This is a genomic window from Candidatus Arsenophonus phytopathogenicus, from assembly GCF_056113345.1.
In genome coordinates this window covers 1,929,056-1,951,003 of the sequence record NZ_JBUIOB010000017.1, presented here as the reverse complement: position 1 = coordinate 1,951,003, position 21,948 = coordinate 1,929,056, and the positions used below count along the sequence as shown (strand labels likewise).

Sequence of the window (21,948 nt, the reverse complement as noted above, 5' to 3'; positions counted from 1 at the left end):
ATCACAGCGAGTGTCGAATATGAAAATCTACTACCTCTTTTTCAACATAGCACTCTTCACTTTTATAATATTCAATTTTAGCACCCACTGGCCCACCAGCTTTTAGCCAATTCTCTAGCTGCTGAATTTGCTGTAATGTACCGAAAGCTTTTATGTTGACACTACCATCATAACGATTATAAACATAACCATATAGTCCATGTTCTTTGCCCCAACGCAAGGTATGATAACGAAACCCTACACCCTGAACTCGCCCATATATATAGTAATTTCTACCTATCTTTCGCATTTTAGTGCTCTCTTATAATAAATAATAACTTCAACATATTGTTTTTTGTGTAAACAACAGATACTCTCATAGTATAGAGTTTTTAATCTACATGAATTAGAGTTATTAAGAAACTAGCGTAACAGAGTGACCTGCTTGAAATTTATATTATTACCCACATATCATTACCTATAGAATATGCAAGGCTTCTAGGAGGTAGCTATGATGACTACCAGTAAATTTAGTATTGGGCAACAAGTAAGGCACAAACTCCTGGGTTATCTTGGAGTAATCGTCGATGTTGACGCCGAATACTCTCTGGATAAACCACAGGATGACGATATTGCAGCTAATGCAGCTCTACGCTCAGCTCCCTGGTACCATGTCGTTATGGAAGATGATAATGGTGAACCTATTCACACTTATCTGGCTGAAGCCCAGATTACTTATGAAACTTCTGATGAGCACCCAGAACAGTCATCGCTAGATGAGCTGTCGGAATCAATTAAAACTCAACTTAGAGCCCCGCAATTACGTAATTAACTAATTTTAAATACAATCAATGGAGATGGTTAGTCTATCATCTTCCTTGATCTATTTCTCTAAGCCTAAGCGAAGTATCTCTATTTTAGGGCAAGCGTTCATCACCACCGCTAATCCTGCTCGCTCAGCCATCTTTTTAGCCTCTTGATTAATAACACCTAATTGTAGCCAAATTACTTTTGCATTAATTGCTATTGCCTGTTCGGCAACTTCAAAGGCAGCGGCTGAATTTATAAAAACATCAACCATATCAATTGGATATGGAATATCAACTAAATGGGCATAAACTTTTTGACCGAGTAATTCTTTGCCTGCCAGTTTTGGACTGACGGGGATCACATTATATCATTGATTTATAAGGTATTTAATCACCTTATAACTTGGACGGTCAGCTTTATCACTAGCGCCAACTAATGCTATAAATTTTACTTTAGTTAAAACATCTGTCAATTTCTGATCATCCATTTATAACACTCCATAATTTAAAAAATAATTACTAAACTATGATATAAATCGCAATAAAGTGCTACTACACTTGTAGAATTTGTTGAGTTAACTCAATCAATATTGGCATAGTGCTTTAGTTGCTAAACTAGTAAATATCTATCAATGTAAGGAAATTTATGGAATCCGTTATTCGCAGATTGGAAAAAAATAAAAATATTGCTTTGGTTGCCCATGATCTCCGTAAATTATCACTACTAACATGGGTGCAAAAACATATTTCTGTGCTAAAAACACACAAATTATTTGCCACTGGTACAACGGGTAACTTAATTCATCAACATACCGGATTAAAGATTATTAATATGCTCAGTGGCCCAATGGGAGGAGATCAACAACTTGGCGCGATGATTGCCGAACAAAAAATCGATATTTTGATCTTCTTTTGGGATCCATTAAATGCAGTTCCACATGATCCAGATGTAAAAGCGCTGCTTCGACTCGCTACTGTATGGAACATTCCTGTTGCCACGAATATAGCTAGTGCTGATTTCATTATCACATCGTCGGCTTTTGATCATGAAACTGAAATTGAGATCCCCAATTATCAAAAATACCTTAAAACCCGAATTGACAAATAACGTTAAGTTATAATTGCTAAAATATATTTTTAACAACAATAGCAATAATCCAGTTAAATAATAAAAAAATTATAATAAATAACAGTCATGCTCTTTTTTGTTGCGATACACCTAATCTTTTTAATTGCTCAACAAAAATAGACGGTGTTAATTTATCATACAATAAATAAACTTGCTTTTTAGCTCTAGTCAAAGCAACGTATAATAAACGTCTATCTTGTAGGTTGGGAAAAATATTAAACTTTGATAATAATATTTTTTCTATTGCAGACTCAGGTTCACATATAGGAAAACCATTTATTCCATGGTCTAATCCAAGGATGATAACATAATCAGCCTGACACCCTTTCGCAGCTTGGATAGGTATAAAATTAATATTTAATTTAGGCCAACGGGTATTAGCTTTTTTAATCACAGCCGGTTGCAAATAAAAATAACGTGATAAAATGAGAATCGTCTCTTTTTCAGTAACATAACCACTCATTTTATTAAGCAGACTTTCCAGTTGCTCTTCTGGTAATAAAACTATTGATTTTTTATTTGCTTTAACAAAACTTTTTAATGGTTTAATCTGCTGCTTAGGATCCATTTGTATAAATTGGCTAGCAATTTTAGCTATGTGATCATTAAAACGATAAATAGTATCAAGTGTACAATAAACTCCTTGACCAAAATAATGTTCAAAAGAAGCAATTAAATTTAATTTTGCTAGCGGAAAACGATAAATTGCTTGCCCATCATCACCAACTGCAAACAAGTGAGTTTGTGTACTCTGTTCTCGTAATAACTGCAGTAACTGCATTTCTAATGGCGAAAAATCTTGGAATTCATCAATTAGAATGTATTTCCATGGGCTAATAAATTTTCCTTTCTGTAATAAATTAATTACCTGATGTATCAGCCCTAAGCTATCAACTGCCCCCTCGGCTTTTAGCATCGATTTCCATCTTTTAATAATGGGTGCCACTAATCGCAGCTCCATTTGCAGTTGCTTGCTCTCTTCTGGCGTTGCTAATTCACTTATTGTTTTCTGACTGCCACCATGTATACGTAATAAATTAAGCCAATTATCTAAACGAACCACTAATCTTTTTGCTAATTGCTTGTCATGCCAAAACTCACCGCTAGCTATATTCCAAGCTAATTCTCGCGTTAAATACTCACGCCACCCTTTTGCCTGCGCTTTTCGCTCATGGCACTGCTTTCGCCATTCACTGATCAGAAAATTATGTCTTTTTTGTTCATTTATTTCTAATTCACTAATAGCGACATTTTTATTACTGCAACTTTGAATAATATGCAGTACTAAGCTATTACAAGTTTTTGCCTGAAATGCTGGCTGCCCTAAATCAGTATGAACCAATTCATTCATTTTTTTTGCTGTTTTCTCATCAAACGCAAGTAATAAAATCTGTTCAGCAATAGCCTGTTGCCTGAGTAAAAGCCAACCCATTTTCGCTATCAAAACAGACGTTTTACCGCTACCTGGTCCGCCCAATACTAAAATATTTTGTTCACCATTGACCACACAATTGATTTGAGATTGGTTTAACGGAGCAATAGTAAGTTGCTGAAAAAATTCAGAGTACTGCTTAAGCAAGCGAGCGACCCAATATTGATTAATGTCACATAGTGCCTGATGGCTCAAATGGAGCCAATGCTGACAAACAGCATAATTTTGGCGGCAACTTGTGAATTCATTTAAACGCACAAGCGGCATTGGAAGGGCATTTAATCTGCTATTAATTTGATTTTGCAACAGAGTAAGTTGCGCATGGGTAAACCAATTATCCTGGATTAAGTACTTCTCTATTTCTTGCACTTGTTCAGATAAAACATCTGAGCAAATCGAACTCATTTCTTGACTCCATTTTTCCCATATATCAATAAGATAATGAAAAAAATGTTGTGTTTCGTTCCATTCGGTACCGTGTAAACGAACTACCTGGTTGCTTGGTAATTCAAATTCAAGCTCTCCCCAAACAATACCTCGTTTACACCGTATATCAACAAGTTGATTAAACGGAATGAGATACTGATGTTTTTCACCACTCACTTCCACACCCGCATTCAATAGACGAACTCGATTATAAGGATGTTGAGCGAAACGCTGACCTACATGTGTCGATTTCAATTCCATTACACACTACCTTAGCTAAAATGTGTTAGGCGATGGCAGGAAAAGTTTTTTCTCTTTGCTAAACCTTATAGGCTATTATGGATGCTTTTATACTATTAATCAGTATGCTGACAAATTAGGGGTTATTGTACTTACCATGTTCTCTAGCTTTCGCCATGTATTTTATAATAGCAACATCCTTTATTATATCCAAATACTAATTGCGCTCTCAGGAACAACATTACTCCCTTGGATTTTAGGTGAACAACTTAAAATAACTATCCCTTTAACACTGGGTGTCATTGCCTCTGCATTAACTGATCTTGATGATCGATTTATTGGTAAGCTTCGTAATATCGCCATCACCCTATTATCATTTCTGATTGCCTCGGTCACTGTTGAGCTACTATTTCCCTACCCGTGGCTATTTTTTATTGGCTTAGCGTTATCAACTTTTAGCTTTACATTTCTTGGTGTTCTCGGGTTACCCTATGGAACAATCGCCTTTGGCGCACTTCTGGTCGCAATCTATACCATGCTTGGAACGGCTATTTTTACAATTTGGTATCAACAACCGATACTGTTACTTATGGAGGCTATTTGGTACTATTTATTAACACTTATCAGACATATTTTTCTTCCTATCCAGCCCTTACATAATAAATTAGCCCAATGTTACCAACAGCTTTCTATCTACCTAGCTAATAAAGCCAATTTATTTAACCCCGAGATTGAAGAAAATTATCAACAATCGATCTTTGCTCTTGCGATGGCCAATAGCAAACTGGTCAATACTATGAATCAAATGAAAGTAATACTGCTTAGTCGCTTGAAAAATAATAAAAACCAATCAGGGACTAGCAATAGCCTACATTACTATTTTATTGTTCAAGATATCCATGAGCGAGCAAGTTCATCACACATTAAATATCAAAATTTAAATCAGGATTTTCCGCATAGTGATATTCTTTTCCGATTCCAGAAATTATTATCAATGCAAGCTGAAGCATGCCAATCGATTGCTCACTCCATTTTATCTCATACAAGGTATCAGCATAATGCAAAATTTAAATATGCATTTTAATCTGGAAAATTCATTGCAACACCTTACACAACAATATTCCAACAACAAACAAATAAACGCACTTTATAACCTATTAGTTAATCTTAAAGAGATAGATACTCAACTTAATAGTATTGCTGTTGAGCAAACAGAAACTGCACATAGCCAATCATTGACAGAAACACAACTTTCTGACAATTCATTGTCTAACATCAGTGACTTTTGGCTAAAACTTACCAATAACTTAACACTTAATTCAACACTGTTTCGCCATGCGATTAGAATGTCAGTAGTATTGTGTACCGGTTATATTATTGTTCAATGCTTTAATCTACCACAGGGTTATTGGATATTACTGACAAGTTTATTTGTATACCAACCAAATTATATTGCAACTAAGAATTGCTTAATCTTACGTATTATTGGAACCATCGCCGCTATTCTAATTGGGTTACCACTGCTCTATTTCATACCCTCTATCGAAGGACAACTCTTACTCATTATTATTAGTGGCGTTCTTTTCTTTACCTTCCGCAATGGTCAATATGCCCAAGCCACCTTATTTATTACTCTGCTGGTTTTACTTAGTTTTAACTTATTGGGTGAAGGGTTCAACGTTATTCTTCCCCGAGTAACTAATACAATCATTGGTTGTAGCATTGTTTGGATTGCAGTAAATTATATTTGGCCTGATTGGAAATTTCGACAACTACCTAAAGTCCTGCAACAAACATTAAACAGTAATTGCCGTTATCTTGCCACTATTTTATTTCAATATCATCAAGGTAGAAATAACAGTGTCGATTATCGTATTGCCCGTCGCGATGCCCAAATTAATAACGCAGAACTAGTTTCCATTCTATCCGATATGCTAGCCAGAATAAAAACTAATAATATCTCTCCAGAAAAAATTTTTAGATTACTCTGCCTTAATCACAGCATGTTGGGTTATATTTCCGCCTTGGGAGCACATCGCGAACAACTTAATAATCAAACTATTTTATCTATTCTTGATAGTACAATCGCCTATATTGAGTCGGCGTTGAATTTTGCCTTATTAAATAACCAAGCAGTCAAAGAGTTAGACAACCCATTGATTCAAAGCTTCCAAACCATTCAATTAGGAAAAATAACAAAGAACAACTCATTGTTGAGCAATTATTATTAATTAACCTGTTGCCAGAAATCACCTCTCTGATTGTTTTTATTAACCAACAAGAACCAGACTAAAATAGTTATAATTAGTACATTTTATTAAATATAAAACTGGCCATAAAATCATTTTCTTGATGTATTTCTTTACGTTAGGCTATTGTACCAAGTAATTAATTCAATTTTTATTGACTCAGGAAGTACTGAAATATGATAGCCTGCAATAGCCCCAGCTAATGCAAATAGTAATTTAATACTCAGATTGACTTTCTTCTGCCTTAATTTTAAATAACAAACTTTAGCACCTAACATTTTTAAATAGTCTACATCGCTAATCCCTACTTTACCTAATGCCCTTTCTATCGACATATTCATATTTGGTAAGTCTTTGATCCTGATATGTGAATGCTGTTTCTGAGATAAATCTTCCACGGCCGCTTTATAAGCGAGATCAATTTAATAACATAAAAGTAAATTATCATTCCAAAGCATTTCATTGATAAAAAAATACTTTAATATAAGAGGAACGCCTTTCTTGGTATAAATCAGTTTTGCAATCCTGACACTTCAAATTGAAGTTCAGCAAATAAAACTCGCCATCCAATACCTGCCCAATAATGACATGATTGACTAGAATACAATAACCCCCGAAATGCAGTTTTTTCTTTATGTGGCCATAATTTTCCATTAGGCTTTGCAAACGAGAAAAACGAGAATCAAATAAAAGCATCATTGCCACTCTCCATGTGAACGCTCACAAATCTAATATTTTTATACTTCTCCATATTTTAATCAGTTAAAATAGTAAGAAAATTTATTAAGTTATTTCACCCACTTTAAAAACCTCCTTGATTATTGCAAAACCGTGTATACAAAAGGCGACAAATAAAACCTTAAGCATCGTTTAATATTAAATTAAATATAGCTAAATAAATATCTTACCAATTACAAAACATAACTTAATAGTTACCCTTTATATTCAATATTTATAATAAATAAACTGGCGCATATATCGACTTAAATCATTAATAGTTAATAAAAATATTCTACTTAACAGGCAGAATAAAAAATACGCAATCCTATCCAAACTGCAACAATTAAATGTTCAATTAAGCAGAAAAGTTAATTTTTTGCGAAGCGCTTTGTAAAAATCGGCTTGATATTATATGAATATACAATTACTGTATATATGTACAGAAATAAGCTGAGGTCAATATGAATACCAACACATGGAATTACCCAATAAAAACAGAGAATCAACCTAGTAATGTCCAAAATTTACTATTACCAAATTATAGAAATGCGCCAGTATATTCAAACGGCGTAGTTAATGAATGGGTATATAATGAAAATAATCCTATGGTTGAAGCACTTCTGACATCATTATTACTCCGGCTTCGCGATGAATCTCGTTGGCTATTATGGCTAAATCCTAACCGAAAATTAAGCCGTAATTGGTTGATTAATTCAGAGCTACCATTAAATAAAACAGTACAAATAAATTCACTAAACCCAGAAATGAGCGTTATTGCTATGATAAAAGCATTATCTAGCGGTAATTGTAGTATTGTATTGTCTTAGGCTGGTTACCGACTGTATCACCATCATGTTTACAACATTTAGAGCATGCAGCACAGCTAGGAAACAGTATTGGCTTTGTTATGCAGCCTGAAAATATAAATTGTGCCCGCGGACATTCTAATTAGCTAAAAATTCATTCTAATTATTATCACTAGCCTAGATTAGGATTATTCCTAATATATTTGATGAATTGTAAACAACAATAGACAAAAACAAAAAAAAATAATATAAATCATTTGGCTAATTCTTTAACCATGGCAATATAGTTATACAATTATATCTATAATTCACCGATTGCCTTTTAAAAAGTTAATGAGATTAATGTTTCCTCTACTTGTAACTTTTGAAGTTCGTTGTAGACTTTACAACGTTAAAGTAGTGCTTTGATTCTACTTTTTATTTGAATAATTCCTTAGGCAGATAAAGAAGATAGTAGAGCATAATAACTTAACCAGCATTTTAAACCATACGGCTTATAAAAAAGCTCAAGAAGCTGATGCCTATATTGGATGATAACGAGGCGTAAAATGAAAAAGATAGCTATCGCAGTAGCAGTGGCAGCTTTCACAACTGCAGCTCAGGCGGCACCCAAAGATAATACCTGGTATACCGGTGCTAAATTAGGTTGGTCACACTTTGAAGGTACCGGCTTTCATCCTTACGATGAAAATGTTGGCAGTGGTAAAACTAAGCGCGATCAACTAGGCGCTGGTGCCTATGTTGGTTACCAACATAATCAATATCTCGGTTTCGAATTAGGTTATGACTGGTTTGGCAGAATGAGATATTCTGGTCAGCCCAAAAACGGTAGCCTGAAATCGATGGGTGTTCAATTAACCGCTCGTCTAAGCTATCCACTGACAGACGAATTAGATGTTTATGGTCGTCTCGGTGGTATGGTATGGCGGACTGATGCAAAAGCAAACGTACCTGGTCAAGATCCCTTTAAAGAGCATGACACTGGTGTTTCTCCAGTTTATGCGCTAGGGCTTGAATATGCTATTACCCCTGAATGGGCAACTCGTTTAGATTATCAATGGGTGAGTCATATTGGTGATAAAGATTCACTATCCGTTCGTCCAGATAATGGGATGTTGAGCGTTGGTGTTGCATATCGATTCAATCAAGACGCAGCGCCTGTGATTGTACCAGCACCAGCACCAGCACCAGCTCCAATCGAAAACAAACGTTTTACTTTACGTTCTGACGTTTTATTTGAGTTCAATAAACATACCTTGAAGCCAGCAGGTAAAGCAGAACTTGATAAGTTGTATAGCGAACTAACGAATCTTGACCCAACTCAAGGTCGTGTGATGGTTCTTGGCTATACTGACCGTATTGGTTCACCATCCTACAACCAACCTTTATCTCAGAAACGCGCACATGAAGTTATGGGCTACCTGATTTCTAAAGGGATTCCAGCGAACGCAATTAGTTCACAAGGTCGCGGAGAAGAAAATCCAGTAACAGGTAGTACTTGTAATAACGTAAAACCTCGCGCTGCATTAATTAATTGCTTAGCACCAGATCGTCGAGTTGAAATCGAGATCCAAGGTATTACAGAAGTAACTCCGCAACCGTAGTATCTGTTTAAAAAATTATTTATTTACAAATAAAATAACCCTTTAAAAAAGGGTTATTTTTTTGCTTAAAATTTATTGCTAAGATAGTTAAAAAATCCAGATTTAGATCCTATTTTTTACTCTAGTCACCCAGTATATTTTGCAAATCCTGCTTAAATGTCGACATTTGGTTTGCATACTGGTCTTTTCTCTCTGCATCTTCAATAAGATGCACAATAGCTTCAGAGAGCGTGCAGCCTTGTTTTCTTGCTAAAATAGATAGTCTTTGCCAGACAAAAAAATCTAAATCGATAGATTTTTTACATGAGTACTGATGCTCGGCATTAAAATGTCGCTTTCTGCGGGCTCTAATTGTTTGCTTCATTCGATTGGATAAATCTGGCGAGATATGATTTTTTATCCAGTTTATCACTTTTGTTGGGGTGTTCTCTAATTTCAACAATTGCTCAATCGCATCCTGAACGGCGCTTTTTTCTATATACTTAGTGATATTCTCACCATCGCGATACTTTTTAACCAAGTAATCCCATTTCCAACCACATTCAAGATTTTCAAGCTGTTGATATTTCATAACCATCTCTGTGACAACGTAACTTATATAATTATAACAACATTTAAAAATAAAAACGTTTGTTTTTTTAACCAACTTAATAAAATCTTAGTAAGAAAACACACTATATTGAAATGTTAGCAAAAAATATAATTTTTCCTATTTATACAAGCCAATCGACAAAAAATCATAATTAGTGCGATAAAATATGATTATTCACATTTATAGCTAGTAACCTTCACTATGTTCTAAATTGAAATAATACATTCTATCTACTGTATTAGTGGTTTTTGTCATTAGCTTACTACTTGGTTTGTCATTAACTTACTACTTGGATATTAACCATTAGTTACTAATGTTCCGTCCCAAATTATTTACATTGACTAGACTTTTACATTTTTTATTGCACTTATTACTACAGTTTATGAATAAAATTATATTTAAAATATACAAAATTAATAGTGGCATAAATTTAAACAAACGTTAATATAATGATTTCATCCTAAAAATTTTATAATGCTGGAAACGGATATCTTGTTTTCATAGTAAAATGTACCTGTTTCTCTAAAAACAATAGCGTACTTCTAAAATGTCTTCTATCTTGACTTCATACAATCAGGATATTGAGGATAATTTATAAACTTTTTATCTAAATTATAAGTTGAAAAATAGCGTGATTAGTAACGAATTAATATGGCAGAATTTAGCACCTGATTATGAACCTTATCTTAATCTTTTTGCTGCTGCTGATAAACTAGATAATGCCACTTTGGCCATCATTCAACCTAGATTATATAATAGTCTTGAAAGGTTTTTATTAACACCAACCTATTCTCCTTTTGCTGTCATTAAAGCATTAGAATGCCAAAGCTACTTATCTGAGTTAGCAAAATGCATTAAAAATATTAATCCATCCTCAGTAGCTATCACTGGGGATTATCAACAATCAAATGGAAGATTTCATTGGCAAGCAGGCACTAAAGGATCATTTACGCCCTGTCATTCGGTCTATTTCTGTAATTGGATAGAAATGCCTCAATTATTTGGCAGTGTTCATCAACATCAAAATAGTGTTCACTTAGAGCCAGGACTATTACATAAAATCAATGGCGGAGTATTATTACTTTCTGTTGGTACATTATTAGCGCAGCCATTAATGTGGCAGCGCTTAAAACAGATGGTGATGCAAAAACGGTTTGAATGGCTTCCAGCCAATGATAATCAATTTTTACCCTATCCAATTGATTCAATGCCACTTGATATTAAGCTCATTTTGGTCGGCGATCATTTTAGCCTTGAAGAACTGAAAACAAAAGAGCCTGAGCTTTTTTCTCAAGCTACGTATGGCGAATATGAATTTGAATTGAATTTTGAACATAGTGGTCAATTATCGCTATGGATGCAATTTATTAAACAAATTATTACCGATTGCCAATTTCCTGCTTTAACGACTGATGCGTGGCCAACTTTCATTACTCAAGCAATTCGATATACGGAAGACAAATCTATCCTACCGCTAGATAGAATGTGGCTCATTCGTTGTTTAGCTGAGGCAAATCAATTTCAACAGGATAACCAGTTAACTGCAAAATCGTTCCAAACAGCGATGCAACAGCGCCAGTGGCAACACGGCTACCTAGCCAAATGCAATCTGGATGATATTCTGCAACAACAAGTTTTTATTAAAATTGAAGGTGAAATGATTGGCCAAATCAATGGATTATCGGTTATGCAGTACCCAGGCCATCCAGAACTTATCGTTGAACCATCACGTATTACTTGTGTTGCTCACTTCGGTGATGGTGAGCTTACTGATGTAGAACGTAAAGTTGAGCTGGGCGGTAATATTCACGCTAAAGGCATGATGATTATGCAAGCCTATCTCAATTACGAATTAAAGCTTGAACAGCCACAACCCTTTTCTGCCTCAATCGTATTTGAACAGTCTTACAATGAAGTTGATGGTGATAGCGCATCATTAGCTGAACTTTGTGCATTAATTAGTGCACTTTCTCTTCAGCCTATCAATCAGCAAATTGCGGTTACCGGTGCAGTAGATCAATTCGGTTATGTACAACCGATTGGTAGTATTAACCAAAAAATCGAAAGCTTTTTTAATGTCTGTTTCCAACGTGAATTAACCGGTCAGCAAGGCGTTATCATTCCTGCGGCTAATATTCGTCATTTATGCTTAAAAGCCGATCTTATTGCGGCAGTCAAATCTGGCGTATTTCACATTTGGCCGGTTGAACACGTTTCTGAAGCCATTTCAATTTTAACCAAACATGCTTACTATAAGCAACAATATGATACAAATAACTTACATCTGTTAGCTTTAATACAAGAACGAATTACTCAGGCTAATAACCAAGAAAGACCCAAATTCATGGGGCTGCTAAAGTGGCTAAATTAAATTAAAAAAATAGCTGATCGGAGTTGCTCAGCTTACAAGTGTAAGCTATTCTTTAGCCTTATTATTAATAATAAGGCTATTTAGTAATATGGTTGATAAACGCAACTCCTATAAAAAAGAAGATTTGGATGCTTCCGGCAGAGGTGAACTTTTTGGTGAAAATGGGCCGCCATTACCTTCCGGTAATATGTTGATGATGGATCGCATCACAAAAATGACCGAAACTGGCGGCAATTATGATAAAGGGTTTATCGAAGCAGAATTTGATATCAAACCTGATTTATGGTTTTTTAGTTGCCACTTCACTAATGATCCCGTTATGCCTGGTTGTCTAGGTTTAGATGCAATGTGGCAACTCGTTGGTTTCTACCTGGGATGGCTCGGTGGTGAAGGTAAAGGCCGGGCTCTGGGCGTAGGTGAGGTCAAATTTACTGGACAAGTTTTGCCAACCGCAAAAAAAGTAACCTACCATATCCATTTAAAACGTGTTATTAATCGAAAATTGATTATGGGTGTAGCTGATGGTGAAGTCTTGGTTGATGATAAGTGTATTTACACAGCAAAAGATTTGAAAGTCGGTTTATTTCAAGATACAAGTAGCTTTTAAAGCCAGATTTTTTGTCGAAAACCCCTTCTGTTATCAAGCTGAAGGGGCAAATATGTTATATTTTATACATTCAAGATAATTGGCTCGCTATAGATTGTCCAACCTGAGTCCAGCTTCTTGCTAACGTCCTAACTAATGCCGAATAGCCATTTTCATCTTGATCAAACAGCAGACTAAAATCTCGCTTGATAATACCTTTATCACTTTTATAAATCCAGTTTCCCTGGATAATCACTTTACCATCATAACGGCCATGAAAAGCGGTCAAAAAGACATTAAGGCTATCAGGTCTGTTTTCCAGTGGTTGAGCCGATACTAATCGATTAGGCAACATTATTGATAACTGATTGACTAAATTTTACATCAATTGCTGTTCTAACGGGCTTGCCCATAGATGATTGTTTGCATTAACATAATTAACATCGCTAGTTTGGTAAGTAATACCATTAGCTGCCAATATTCCAGACAATTGCACTGTCTGTACCCAAAGCTGTTTTTGCGCTAGTAAATCACTTTTTTTAGTCACTAAGCTCGGCGTTGTTGGTAATTGATAATAAGATTTTTCAATACCACTACTACAACCGATAAGTAAAAAACACAAAATCCATGCCAAATATCTCATTATTTTGTCACCTTCTTCGGTTCTGGATCCTTGATCAATTTTGCTTCAAAAACAAGTGCATTACTCTTATTACTTAATGTCTTGATAACGGGTTGCATATCTCTTAACACCTGATCAAGACGCTGCATATTATCGATCATTCTATTATAGGCATGTGATCCTGGTTGCAAACCTTACATGACCCGATTCAATTCAAGCAAAGTCTGTTGCAGATCAGCAGGGATCTTTTGAAAGTCTTTGCTAGTCATCAGTTTATTCAACTCAGATAAAGTACGCTGTGCTTCACGAATGGTTTTTTGACTTTCTGCTAGCGTATTTGTGGCTTGACTTATCATAGGTTCAATCGGCAGACGATTGATTTTATCTAATGCCTCAACAACTTTTTGTTGGATCTGTGATAATCCAGCACTGACTGTTGGAATAATATCGTAACCAGCAACTTTTAATGACCCTTTCCATTGGCCTTTTTCTGGATAGAAATCCAAATCGACATACAATGCTCTGGTAATTAGGTTAGCCGATTTTAAAGCTGCTCTTAATCCTTGTCTTAATGCTGCGGCAAACTCTTTTTCTAGATCAATATCGGTGCTAACACGACCAGGCTCAATATGAATTAAAACCGGAATACGGAATTCATTATCCAATTTTTGCCGTAATTTCTCAGAATCAAACGGAACCTCCATCACGGTTCCTAAGCGAATTCCTCTAAATTCAACTGGGGCGCCAGTATTTAATCTACCAGCCTGATCACTAGTCAAAATCACTCGAATACCTTTAGCATCAGGTGAAACTAATGGCGGCGAACCCAATAAGTCAAATTTCTCAACATGCTGTTCACTATTGCCAGGTTGTACTTCAATAAATACGCCAGAAAATAGCGTACCTAAGCCGGTTATTCCCTCATGCCATAATTTAAACGTGCTTTAATAATTACACGCTTAAAGTTGTTATCAAGGGAAACTTTTCCACCAAGCCCATATCAACACTACGACTTTTAAGTTTGGTTTTTCCCGCTTCAACACCTTCGGCATTATAAGTAATCAATGTCACTTCAGGACCTAAATGGCTAAAATGGTAAATTAGGATCCAGGCACCAATAAAGATGGTGATAATTGGAATGATCCAAATCGGTGACCAGCTTTTTAGTTTACTGATCTTTGCTTGCGCGTCAGTGTTATCTTTATTAGCCACCTTGTAACTCCTTTTCTAACCGAATTCTACTCTGCGATACAACATTACAGCGATCCCAAGTTAAACGCGGATCAAAAGTCATTGCCGCAAACATGGTTAAAATTACAACAGCAGCAAATAAAATCACCCCAAGCACCGGTGAAACGCTCATTAATCGTCCCATTTGCACCAATGACGATAATACTGCAATCACAAAAACATCAATCATTGACTAACGTCCAACCCATTCAACAAGTTCATAAATAAAATGCATCCTCGCCGGATCCCGATTGCCATAACCTTTAGCATCAAAACATAACCAGCCTACTGCCACTATTTTTAAGCTAGGTACCATAATGCTAGCAATAAAAATAATAATGACGACCGGATACGAACCATCGCCCCATAACAAAATAACACCGGACATAATAGTAGAGTCTAGTCTACTACCTAATGTATTGGTGATCATAACAGGCAAAACGTTTGCTGGAATATAAAGGACTATTGAGGAGAGCAATAATGCCATGGTGTTTTGTAAACTATTAGGTCGCCTAACTAGCCTTTGGTATGGCAACGAGGACAGTATTTACGTTCAGATGGCAAAATGGCCATACAAATATGACAGGATCTGACGTTTTGACTAATACCACTTTTGCCTTCTTGCAGCGGGATCTCAAGCTTTGGCACTTCACCTATTTGCTGCCATAACCAATGTCTATCTAAACATTGAAATGCCCTGACCTGCAACAAACAAAAAAAACAATAAGGAACAAAACTGATACCCAAAGTAATTTCACCATAGGCCATTAGTTTTACAAAACTAACCAGCACACCAGCTAGAAAAATTTCTACCATGCACCAGGTTTTCATTTGAAATAACGTCCTGGCAAGATTTATTTTTTAACCAAAGCGGGAGATTGACTCGTTGACATAATAAAATAATGGCAACCATACAAAAAGCGGGTACTGCCACGACAAAAAGGAGAAAAAACCAGCCAAGACTAGCATAATTTACATCAAACATAGCATGAGCAATATTAAACAATGAAATTTGACGTTCAATGCCCATGACACTCATTTTTACATAAGGAAATAAACAGGCAATAAGCAACATCACTAATGCGCTAATCGCAATTGCAGTTGGTTGATTAGCTGGATACTTCCACTTAGCAGATAAAACAGTATGACAGCGTGGACAGCTGGCTTTAGTGCCTTGTTCTAAAACCGGTAATGCTACCAATAAATCACATTGGGGCAGAGTATCTTATTATGACAACTTTCATTAAGATGATTATGAGAGCACAACTTTTCTCTCCTCTATACAGTCATAATGCCAAATTATTGGCTATCTTTGAGTGATTCTAATTCTTGCCAACGCTCAAATGTCATTTCCATTTCTGCTTCTTTCTCAGCTAACGCTTTTAATACTGATTCAGTAACACCATGGGGCTGATTAAAAAACTCCGGCGCACTAACTTGAGATTGCAAGATGGCAATTTCAGCTTCTAACGCTTCTAACTGCAGCGGTAATTGTTCTAGTTCTCTTAATAAATGATAACTAATTTTATTATTTTTTCGTTTTGGCTGCTCTTTAGCCGTTTCCACTGCCGCAATATTGGCTTTACTAACAGTAGCATGCGATAAAGAAATTTTTTGTCTACGCTGCGAAGAGGCGTCATAAAAACCACTCACATACCGCTCAACTTTACCATGATCTTCAAACATCCAGCACTCAGTTACGGTATTATCAACAAATTGACGATCATGGCTAACCAATAATACTGTTCCTTTATAACTATCAACGAACTCTTCCAATAGTTCAAGTGTTTCAATATCTAAATCATTAGTCGGTTCATCAAGGATCAACAAATTAGTGGGTTTTAAAAACAAACGTGCCAATAATAATCGATTTTTCTCTCCACCTGAAAGGGCTCGCACCGGTGTCATGGCCCGTTTAGGATGAAACAAGAAATCTTGTAAATAACCAAGCACATGACGCGGCTGTCCGTTAACCATTACTTCCTGTTTACCTTCAGCTAAATTATCCATCACCGTTTTATCCGGATTTAGCGTCATTCTATGTTGATCAAAATAAGCAATTTCAAGTTTGGTACCGCGGTAAATATTACCGCTATCCGCTTCAAGTTGTCCTAACATCAACTTGAGCAATGTTGTCTTGCCGCAGCCATTAGGCCCGATTAGGGCTATTTTATCGCCACGTTGCACTTGTACACTAAAATTATCAATTAATACTTTATTGCCAATGCGATAATTAACATTTTCAAGCTCAAACACTAGCTTGCCTGAACGACTTGCATCGGAAACCTGCATCTTCGCCGTCCCCATTACCTCGCGTCGCTCAGAACGTGCTAGCCGTAAGGATTTTAATGCTCTCACTCTGCCTTCATTACGAGTACGCCGGGCTTTTATTCCCTGGCGGATCCAAACTTCTTCCTGTGCCAATTTACGATCAAACTCAGCATTCTGCTGCTCTTCTACCCGTAATGCTTCTTCTTTATTGATCAGATAATCGTCATAATCGCCCGGCCAGGAAGCTAATTTACCCCGATCAAGATCAATGATGCGAGTTGCCATATGGCGAATAAAAGAGCGATCATGGGAGATAAACACGATACTACCCTGAAAATCTTTTAGAAAATTTTCTAACCATAAGATGGTATCAATATCTAAATGGTTGGTCGGTTCATCAAGAAAAAGAACCCGTGGCCCACAGACTAAAGCACGCGCCAATGCAGCCTTGCGTAACCAACCGCCGGACAATGCAGATAACGGACTGTCAGCTGGCAGCTGCAATTGCTTAGTCACATCATTAATTTGTGTATCGAGTAACCACAAATTATCGCGATCTAATACCTCCTGCAATTCAGCTAACTTATTAAGATTCTTTTCACTGGGATCTTGTTCGACCATTTTTGCTATTTTATGAAAAGATTTAATATAATTTGCCTGCTCTTTAGCACCTTCAGCGACAAAATCAAAAACAGTACCACAGATATTACGCTGTGGATCTTGCTGTAAACGAGCAACCTGCAGATCCTGCTGATAAACGACCTGACCATCATCAAGCGGTTGTTCTTTGGTCAATACGCGCATTAGGGTTGATTTGCCGGCACCATTACGGCCAACCAAACAAACCCTTTCATTATCTTCAATATGCAACTCTGTATTATCTAATAACGGCGCATCACTAAAAGCCAGATAAGCAGCTGACATATTAATTAATGACATAAATTACTTTTCCTTATCTGCATGACCAATCAACCAGCAGTTATGGATCTGGCGATTACGTGTAAAATCAAGTGAAATGGTTTGCTGAGTGATTTCCTTGGCAGTTAATCCTAATTGAGTAATGCCTGACATATCCATTTTAAAACCACACTTATTATTAGAAAATACCACTGTACCGCCGGGACGCAGCAAGCGCTTAATCTGCATCATCAAGTTGATATGATCACGTTGCACATTAAAGGTGGCATTCATTCGTTTTGAATTGGAGAAAGTGGGTGGATCAATGAAAATCAAATCAAATTTTTCTGTCGTCTGCGCTAACCAAGCTAAACAATCAGCCTGAATCAGCCGATGCTGCTGACCGGTTAATTTATTGGTCTGTAAATTTTTTTCTGCCCATTCTAAATAAGTGCGCGACATATCAACACTGGTGGTTGAACGAGCACCACCGAGACCCGCATGTACCGATGCCAACGCCGTGTAAGCAAACAGATTCAAGAAATCTTTTCCTTTACTCATATTCGCTAACATTTTACGCACCAAACGATGATCTAAAAATAATCCTGTATCCAAATAATCGGTTAAATTTACCCATAATTGGGCATTATACTCATGAACTAATAAAAACTTACCCTGCTGGGATAATTTCTCATATTGTTGCTTACCGGCTTGGCGCTGGCGTGTTTTTAACACCAATTGGCGGGAAGTTAATGCCAATACCTGCATGGTTACACTGATCACATCAAACAGACGTTGTTTAGCTTTATGGCTATCTATACTCTTGGGCGGCGCATACTCTTGAATAACAATATGTTCGCCGTAACGATCAACTGCAACATTATATTCAGGTAAGTCAGCATCATAAATGCGATAACAATCAATTCCTTGTTGTTTGGCCCATTTATTAAGTTTTTTCTCATTTTTTTTCAGCCTGTTAGCAAAATCTTCGCCAACCATGCTATGGCTGCCAACCGTTTTAGCGGATAACAGATAATTTTTCTGAATGCAATTTAACGGTCCATTTTTGGCTTTAAACTCACGTTCGGCTCGCAGCCCTAAGCAGGCTAATAGTTCTGGCGAACCACTAAATAGCGATAAACGCCAGCCTGGAAACTGATTTTTTAATACTCGGCCTAAGAGACTGTAAAGCGCGATTAAAGCAGGTTCACTTTCCAAACGCTCACCATAGGGTGGATTGCTAGTGATAAACCCCTGTTGAGCAAATGTAAATGGATTCTCCAATTTAGCCGCATCACCCGGTTGGAAATTTATTAAAGAGTGAACACCGGCTTGTTTAGCATTCTTCTTGGCTATTTCCAAAATGTGGCGATCAATATCTAAGCCATAGAAAAGCGCAGTCGCTTGCTGGAGCCCCGTCTGAAACCGTTTTTCCGCTTCAGCAATTACAGCAGTCCAAAGCGTTGGATTATAACCCGACCAGCATTGAAATCCCCAAAATTGACGCGTTAAACCAGGTGCACGATCACAGGCCATCATTGCAGCTTCAATTAATAATGTGCCGGAACCACACATCGGATCGACCATTGGCAAACCAGGCTGCCAACCTGAGCGTAAAACAATGGCAGCCGCTAAATTCTCTTTGATAGGCGCTTGCCCTGCTAAACTACGATATCCACGGATATGGAGCGGATCACCGCTTAAATCCAACGATATGGTGGCGTTATCTTTATATAAATGGACATTAACCCGTATATCGGGTTGCTGTTTGGCAATGTTGGGCCGTTTATTGATTTTACGCGTAAAGCTATCCACAATAGCGTCTTTCACCTGTAAAGCCCCATATTGGCTATTGCGGATAACTTGGTTAGTTCCATTAAAATAAACGGCAAAAGTATCATTAACGGTAAACAAATCCGGCCAATCAATTGTCTGTGCTGCAAGGTAGAGATCCATATCATTAAAAACCTGGCAGCTAGCTAAGGATAATAAAATCCTCGATGCTAAACGACTCCATAACAGACTCAAATACATGCCACGTTCGTCAACTTGAAAATGCACGCCACCTTGAGCAATATGACAATACTTTGCTCCTAATGCTTCCAGTTCACTTTTAAGTAATTCTTCCAGTCCAAATGCCGTAGTAGCAAACAAAGCTCTCATATCGCTGTCACCTGAATAAAAAATTGCTGCACATTATAGCTAACCCTGCGCACATATCATAAAGTTACTAGCAAAATTATCGCGCTTAAACAGGAGTTAAGAATGATCCGGTTATCTCGTCTTTATATCCATCCAGTTAAATCAATGAAAGGCATTCGTTTGTCACAAGCTTATGCAGAAAATAGTGGCCTGGTTTTCGATCGCTATTTTATGGTTCCCAATGATCAAGGTGGGTTTATTACTGCGCGGCAATATCCACAAATGCTGTTATTTAAGCCAATAATACTTGAAAATGGCATTCAAATATAGGCACCTGATAAGCAAACAACAACTATTTTATATAAAGACTTTATTAACCATCCTTACCAACTGAAGTGTGGGGCAATCATTTTACCGCGTTTGCCGCACCAGCAAAGATTAATCAACGGCTGTCGCAATATTTTAATTCTGCTGTTCAATTAAGGTGGTTAGGTAAAATACCCAACCGCCGAATAAAAAAAATTTCCAGCTATCCCTCTCTCATTTTGCTGAAGATAGCTGGCATACAATAGAAATCGGTGAGGTTGTTTTCGAGTTTGTTAAACCTTGTAGCCGCTGCATTTTGACGACAGTAAATATTGATAATGGCTCACAGCACCCGACTGGAGAACCGTTAACAACACTACAAAGTTTCCGCCTGATGAGCATGGAGAAATTGATTTTGGCCAAAATGCGATCGCTAAAAATAGCGGTCTGATCCGCGTTGGCGATACGGTGAAAATTTTAACTAAAAAACAACCTAAGCAATATAAAACGGGAAAATCAACTAAGCCTCAGATAATTAATCCAGAAAAAGAAACCACATTATTAATCGATGTTAATGGCACAGAATATTTAGCCAATAACCAAATTGTTATCTTGGAACAATTGGAAAAGCATGGCTTAAAAATTCCCTATTCTTGCCGAGCGGACATTTGTGGTTGTTGTAAAATGAAACTAATAGCAGGTGAAGTGATCCCATTGACAAAAACAGCAATCAAAGAAGATGGCGTGATTCTGAGTTGTAGTTGCATTCCCAAAACAAATATTAAATTACTATTAAGCTTAATTCTTATCCATCATTCGTCATCAATGAATGATGGATATTACTGTTGGTTTAAAGATGCTGCACAATTTAGTTATTATATAAACTTTGAAGATTGATTAATTCAGGTTATTTTTTTATGAAACAGCTCTTTCATATATTAAACTACTGGCTGGTGGTTGATAAATCATTAAGCGATTATTCATAATCTTAATCGGATCACAAAATCTCATTACCCGATCTTTCAAAACTAAACTAGGCTCAATTAATAAACATAAGCTGGCATATTTTCCTGCTTCTGCCACTAAAAACAATGCTTTCTGTCCACTATTTTCAATATGAACCTGAACAACATCCCCCAACACCAAATCATCGTGGCAATTTACTGGCAAAAAATACCAGCTTCTAGGCATCTGCGGCTTTAAAAAACGAAAAGCAACTAATGCATTTAAAATTAATTCCGCACTATGCTCATCAGAAAGTGATAATTTTTTCAGCTGTTCTTCAATACAATGATATAACCCCGCATCATCAATATTAAAAGTCATTTCTCCATAAGCAGATGCCACCAACATTTTTGCTGGAAAACATGAACGAAATAACATTCCATTAGCCAAATCTAACATCATCCTTTCATGTTCATCATCGTAATACCAGCGCCACTGATTATTGGGTTTTATTTTCATTTATCACCCCTCAATCTGATCACACTATTTACAAGCTTAAAATCCATACTAATTAAAATTAAAAAATACTTCT

The 21,948-nt window shown here is 36.6% G+C and carries 14 protein-coding genes and 6 pseudogenes; 8 read left to right on the top strand and 12 right to left on the bottom strand.

All coding sequences use genetic code 11. The features are described 5' to 3' along the window. Position 1 precedes the first annotated feature (1 nt). Positions 2–289, bottom strand: coding sequence for an acylphosphatase (locus AC01GB_RS14095; RefSeq protein ID WP_474452296.1), 288 nt, complete (start codon positions 287–289; stop codon positions 2–4). Between the two features lie 201 nt (positions 290–490). Between AC01GB_RS14095 and hspQ the strand changes: the two genes are divergently transcribed. After that, positions 491–811 (top strand): heat shock protein HspQ, encoded by a 321-nt coding sequence (gene hspQ, locus AC01GB_RS14090; protein WP_180560911.1) that lies wholly within the window; start codon positions 491–493, stop codon positions 809–811. A gap of 51 nt (positions 812–862) precedes the next feature. Here the strand turns inward: hspQ and AC01GB_RS14085 are convergent. Then, positions 863–1,276 (bottom strand): annotated as a pseudogene (locus AC01GB_RS14085) (CoA-binding protein). 158 nt (positions 1,277–1,434) lie between these two features. Here AC01GB_RS14085 and AC01GB_RS14080 point away from each other — a divergent pair. Further along, complete coding sequence (locus tag AC01GB_RS14080) at positions 1,435–1,896, top strand: methylglyoxal synthase (protein WP_474452295.1); 462 nt, start codon at positions 1,435–1,437, stop codon at positions 1,894–1,896. An 85-nt stretch (positions 1,897–1,981) separates the two neighbouring features. On the opposite strand, the gene helD is transcribed toward AC01GB_RS14080, so the two are convergent. Beyond that, positions 1,982–4,036 carry a DNA helicase IV gene (gene helD / locus AC01GB_RS14075; protein ID WP_474452294.1) on the bottom strand — a complete coding sequence of 685 codons (2,055 nt, stop codon included), beginning with the start codon at positions 4,034–4,036 and terminating at the stop codon, positions 1,982–1,984. Between the two features lie 136 nt (positions 4,037–4,172). Between helD and yccS the strand changes: the two are divergent. Then, positions 4,173–6,308 (top strand): annotated as a pseudogene (yccS, locus tag AC01GB_RS14070) (YccS family putative transporter). 69 nt (positions 6,309–6,377) lie between these two features. Here yccS and AC01GB_RS14065 read toward each other — a convergent pair. Both AC01GB_RS14065 and AC01GB_RS14060 read right to left on the bottom strand, forming a co-directional pair. Continuing rightward, on the bottom strand, positions 6,378–6,662 hold the full coding sequence (locus tag AC01GB_RS14065) for a TfoX/Sxy family protein (RefSeq protein WP_474452293.1): 285 nt from the start codon (positions 6,660–6,662) through the stop codon (positions 6,378–6,380). Positions 6,663–6,723: 61 nt separating this feature from the next. Beyond that, positions 6,724–6,963, bottom strand: coding sequence for a hypothetical protein (locus AC01GB_RS14060; RefSeq protein ID WP_474452292.1), 240 nt, complete (start codon positions 6,961–6,963; stop codon positions 6,724–6,726). Between the two features lie 482 nt (positions 6,964–7,445). On the opposite strand from AC01GB_RS14060, the gene AC01GB_RS14055 reads away from it, so the two are divergent. Together AC01GB_RS14055 and ompA are read left to right on the top strand one after the other, a co-directional pair. Then, entirely contained in the window at positions 7,446–7,811 is a 366-nt protein-coding gene (locus tag AC01GB_RS14055; RefSeq protein ID WP_474452291.1) for a SulA-like leucine-rich domain-containing protein, read from the top strand. A 527-nt stretch (positions 7,812–8,338) separates the two neighbouring features. After that, a complete protein-coding gene (gene ompA, locus AC01GB_RS14050; RefSeq protein WP_474452290.1) occupies positions 8,339–9,394 on the top strand; it encodes a porin OmpA in 1,056 nt (351 codons plus the stop codon). 121 nt (positions 9,395–9,515) lie between these two features. Here ompA and matP read toward each other — a convergent pair whose 3' ends face one another. Continuing rightward, complete coding sequence (matP, locus tag AC01GB_RS14045; RefSeq protein WP_474452289.1) at positions 9,516–9,965, bottom strand: macrodomain Ter protein MatP; 450 nt, start codon at positions 9,963–9,965, stop codon at positions 9,516–9,518. Positions 9,966–10,617: 652 nt separating this feature from the next. Here matP and AC01GB_RS14040 point away from each other — a divergent pair. Continuing rightward, on the top strand, positions 10,618–12,357 hold the full coding sequence (locus AC01GB_RS14040; protein WP_474452288.1) for an AAA family ATPase: 1,740 nt from the start codon (positions 10,618–10,620) through the stop codon (positions 12,355–12,357). Positions 12,358–12,445: 88 nt separating this feature from the next. Next, a complete protein-coding gene (gene fabA, locus AC01GB_RS14035; RefSeq protein WP_474452287.1) occupies positions 12,446–12,964 on the top strand; it encodes a bifunctional 3-hydroxydecanoyl-ACP dehydratase/trans-2-decenoyl-ACP isomerase in 519 nt (172 codons plus the stop codon). A gap of 70 nt (positions 12,965–13,034) precedes the next feature. Here the strand turns inward: fabA and pqiC are convergent. The 5 genes and pseudogenes from pqiC to rlmKL all read right to left on the bottom strand — a co-directional run bounded on the left by pqiC (position 13,035) and on the right by rlmKL (position 20,126). Beyond that, a pseudogene (gene pqiC / locus AC01GB_RS14030) lies at positions 13,035–13,589 on the bottom strand (membrane integrity-associated transporter subunit PqiC). After that, a pseudogene (locus AC01GB_RS14025) lies at positions 13,586–14,777 on the bottom strand (MlaD family protein). Before AC01GB_RS14025 ends, pqiC begins: the two co-directional pseudogenes overlap by 4 nt. Continuing rightward, positions 14,770–16,061 (bottom strand): annotated as a pseudogene (gene pqiA, locus AC01GB_RS14020) (membrane integrity-associated transporter subunit PqiA). Before pqiA ends, AC01GB_RS14025 begins: the two co-directional pseudogenes overlap by 8 nt. A 33-nt stretch (positions 16,062–16,094) precedes the next feature. Next, positions 16,095–18,005: an ABC transporter ATP-binding protein gene (locus tag AC01GB_RS14015; RefSeq protein WP_474452285.1), complete on the bottom strand. Its 1,911-nt coding sequence runs from the start codon at positions 18,003–18,005 to the stop codon at positions 16,095–16,097. Positions 18,006–18,008: 3 nt separating this feature from the next. Beyond that, positions 18,009–20,126 carry a bifunctional 23S rRNA (guanine(2069)-N(7))-methyltransferase RlmK/23S rRNA (guanine(2445)-N(2))-methyltransferase RlmL gene (gene rlmKL / locus AC01GB_RS14010; RefSeq protein WP_474452283.1) on the bottom strand — a complete coding sequence of 706 codons (2,118 nt, stop codon included), beginning with the start codon at positions 20,124–20,126 and terminating at the stop codon, positions 18,009–18,011. 102 nt (positions 20,127–20,228) lie between these two features. Between rlmKL and AC01GB_RS14005 the strand changes: the two are divergent. Continuing rightward, positions 20,229–21,308: pseudogene (locus AC01GB_RS14005) on the top strand (YcbX family protein). A gap of 18 nt (positions 21,309–21,326) precedes the next feature. On the opposite strand, the gene AC01GB_RS14000 reads toward AC01GB_RS14005, so the two are convergent. Beyond that, positions 21,327–21,875: a cell division protein ZapC gene (locus tag AC01GB_RS14000; RefSeq protein WP_474452281.1), complete on the bottom strand. Its 549-nt coding sequence runs from the start codon at positions 21,873–21,875 to the stop codon at positions 21,327–21,329. Positions 21,876–21,948: the final 73 nt, after the last annotated feature.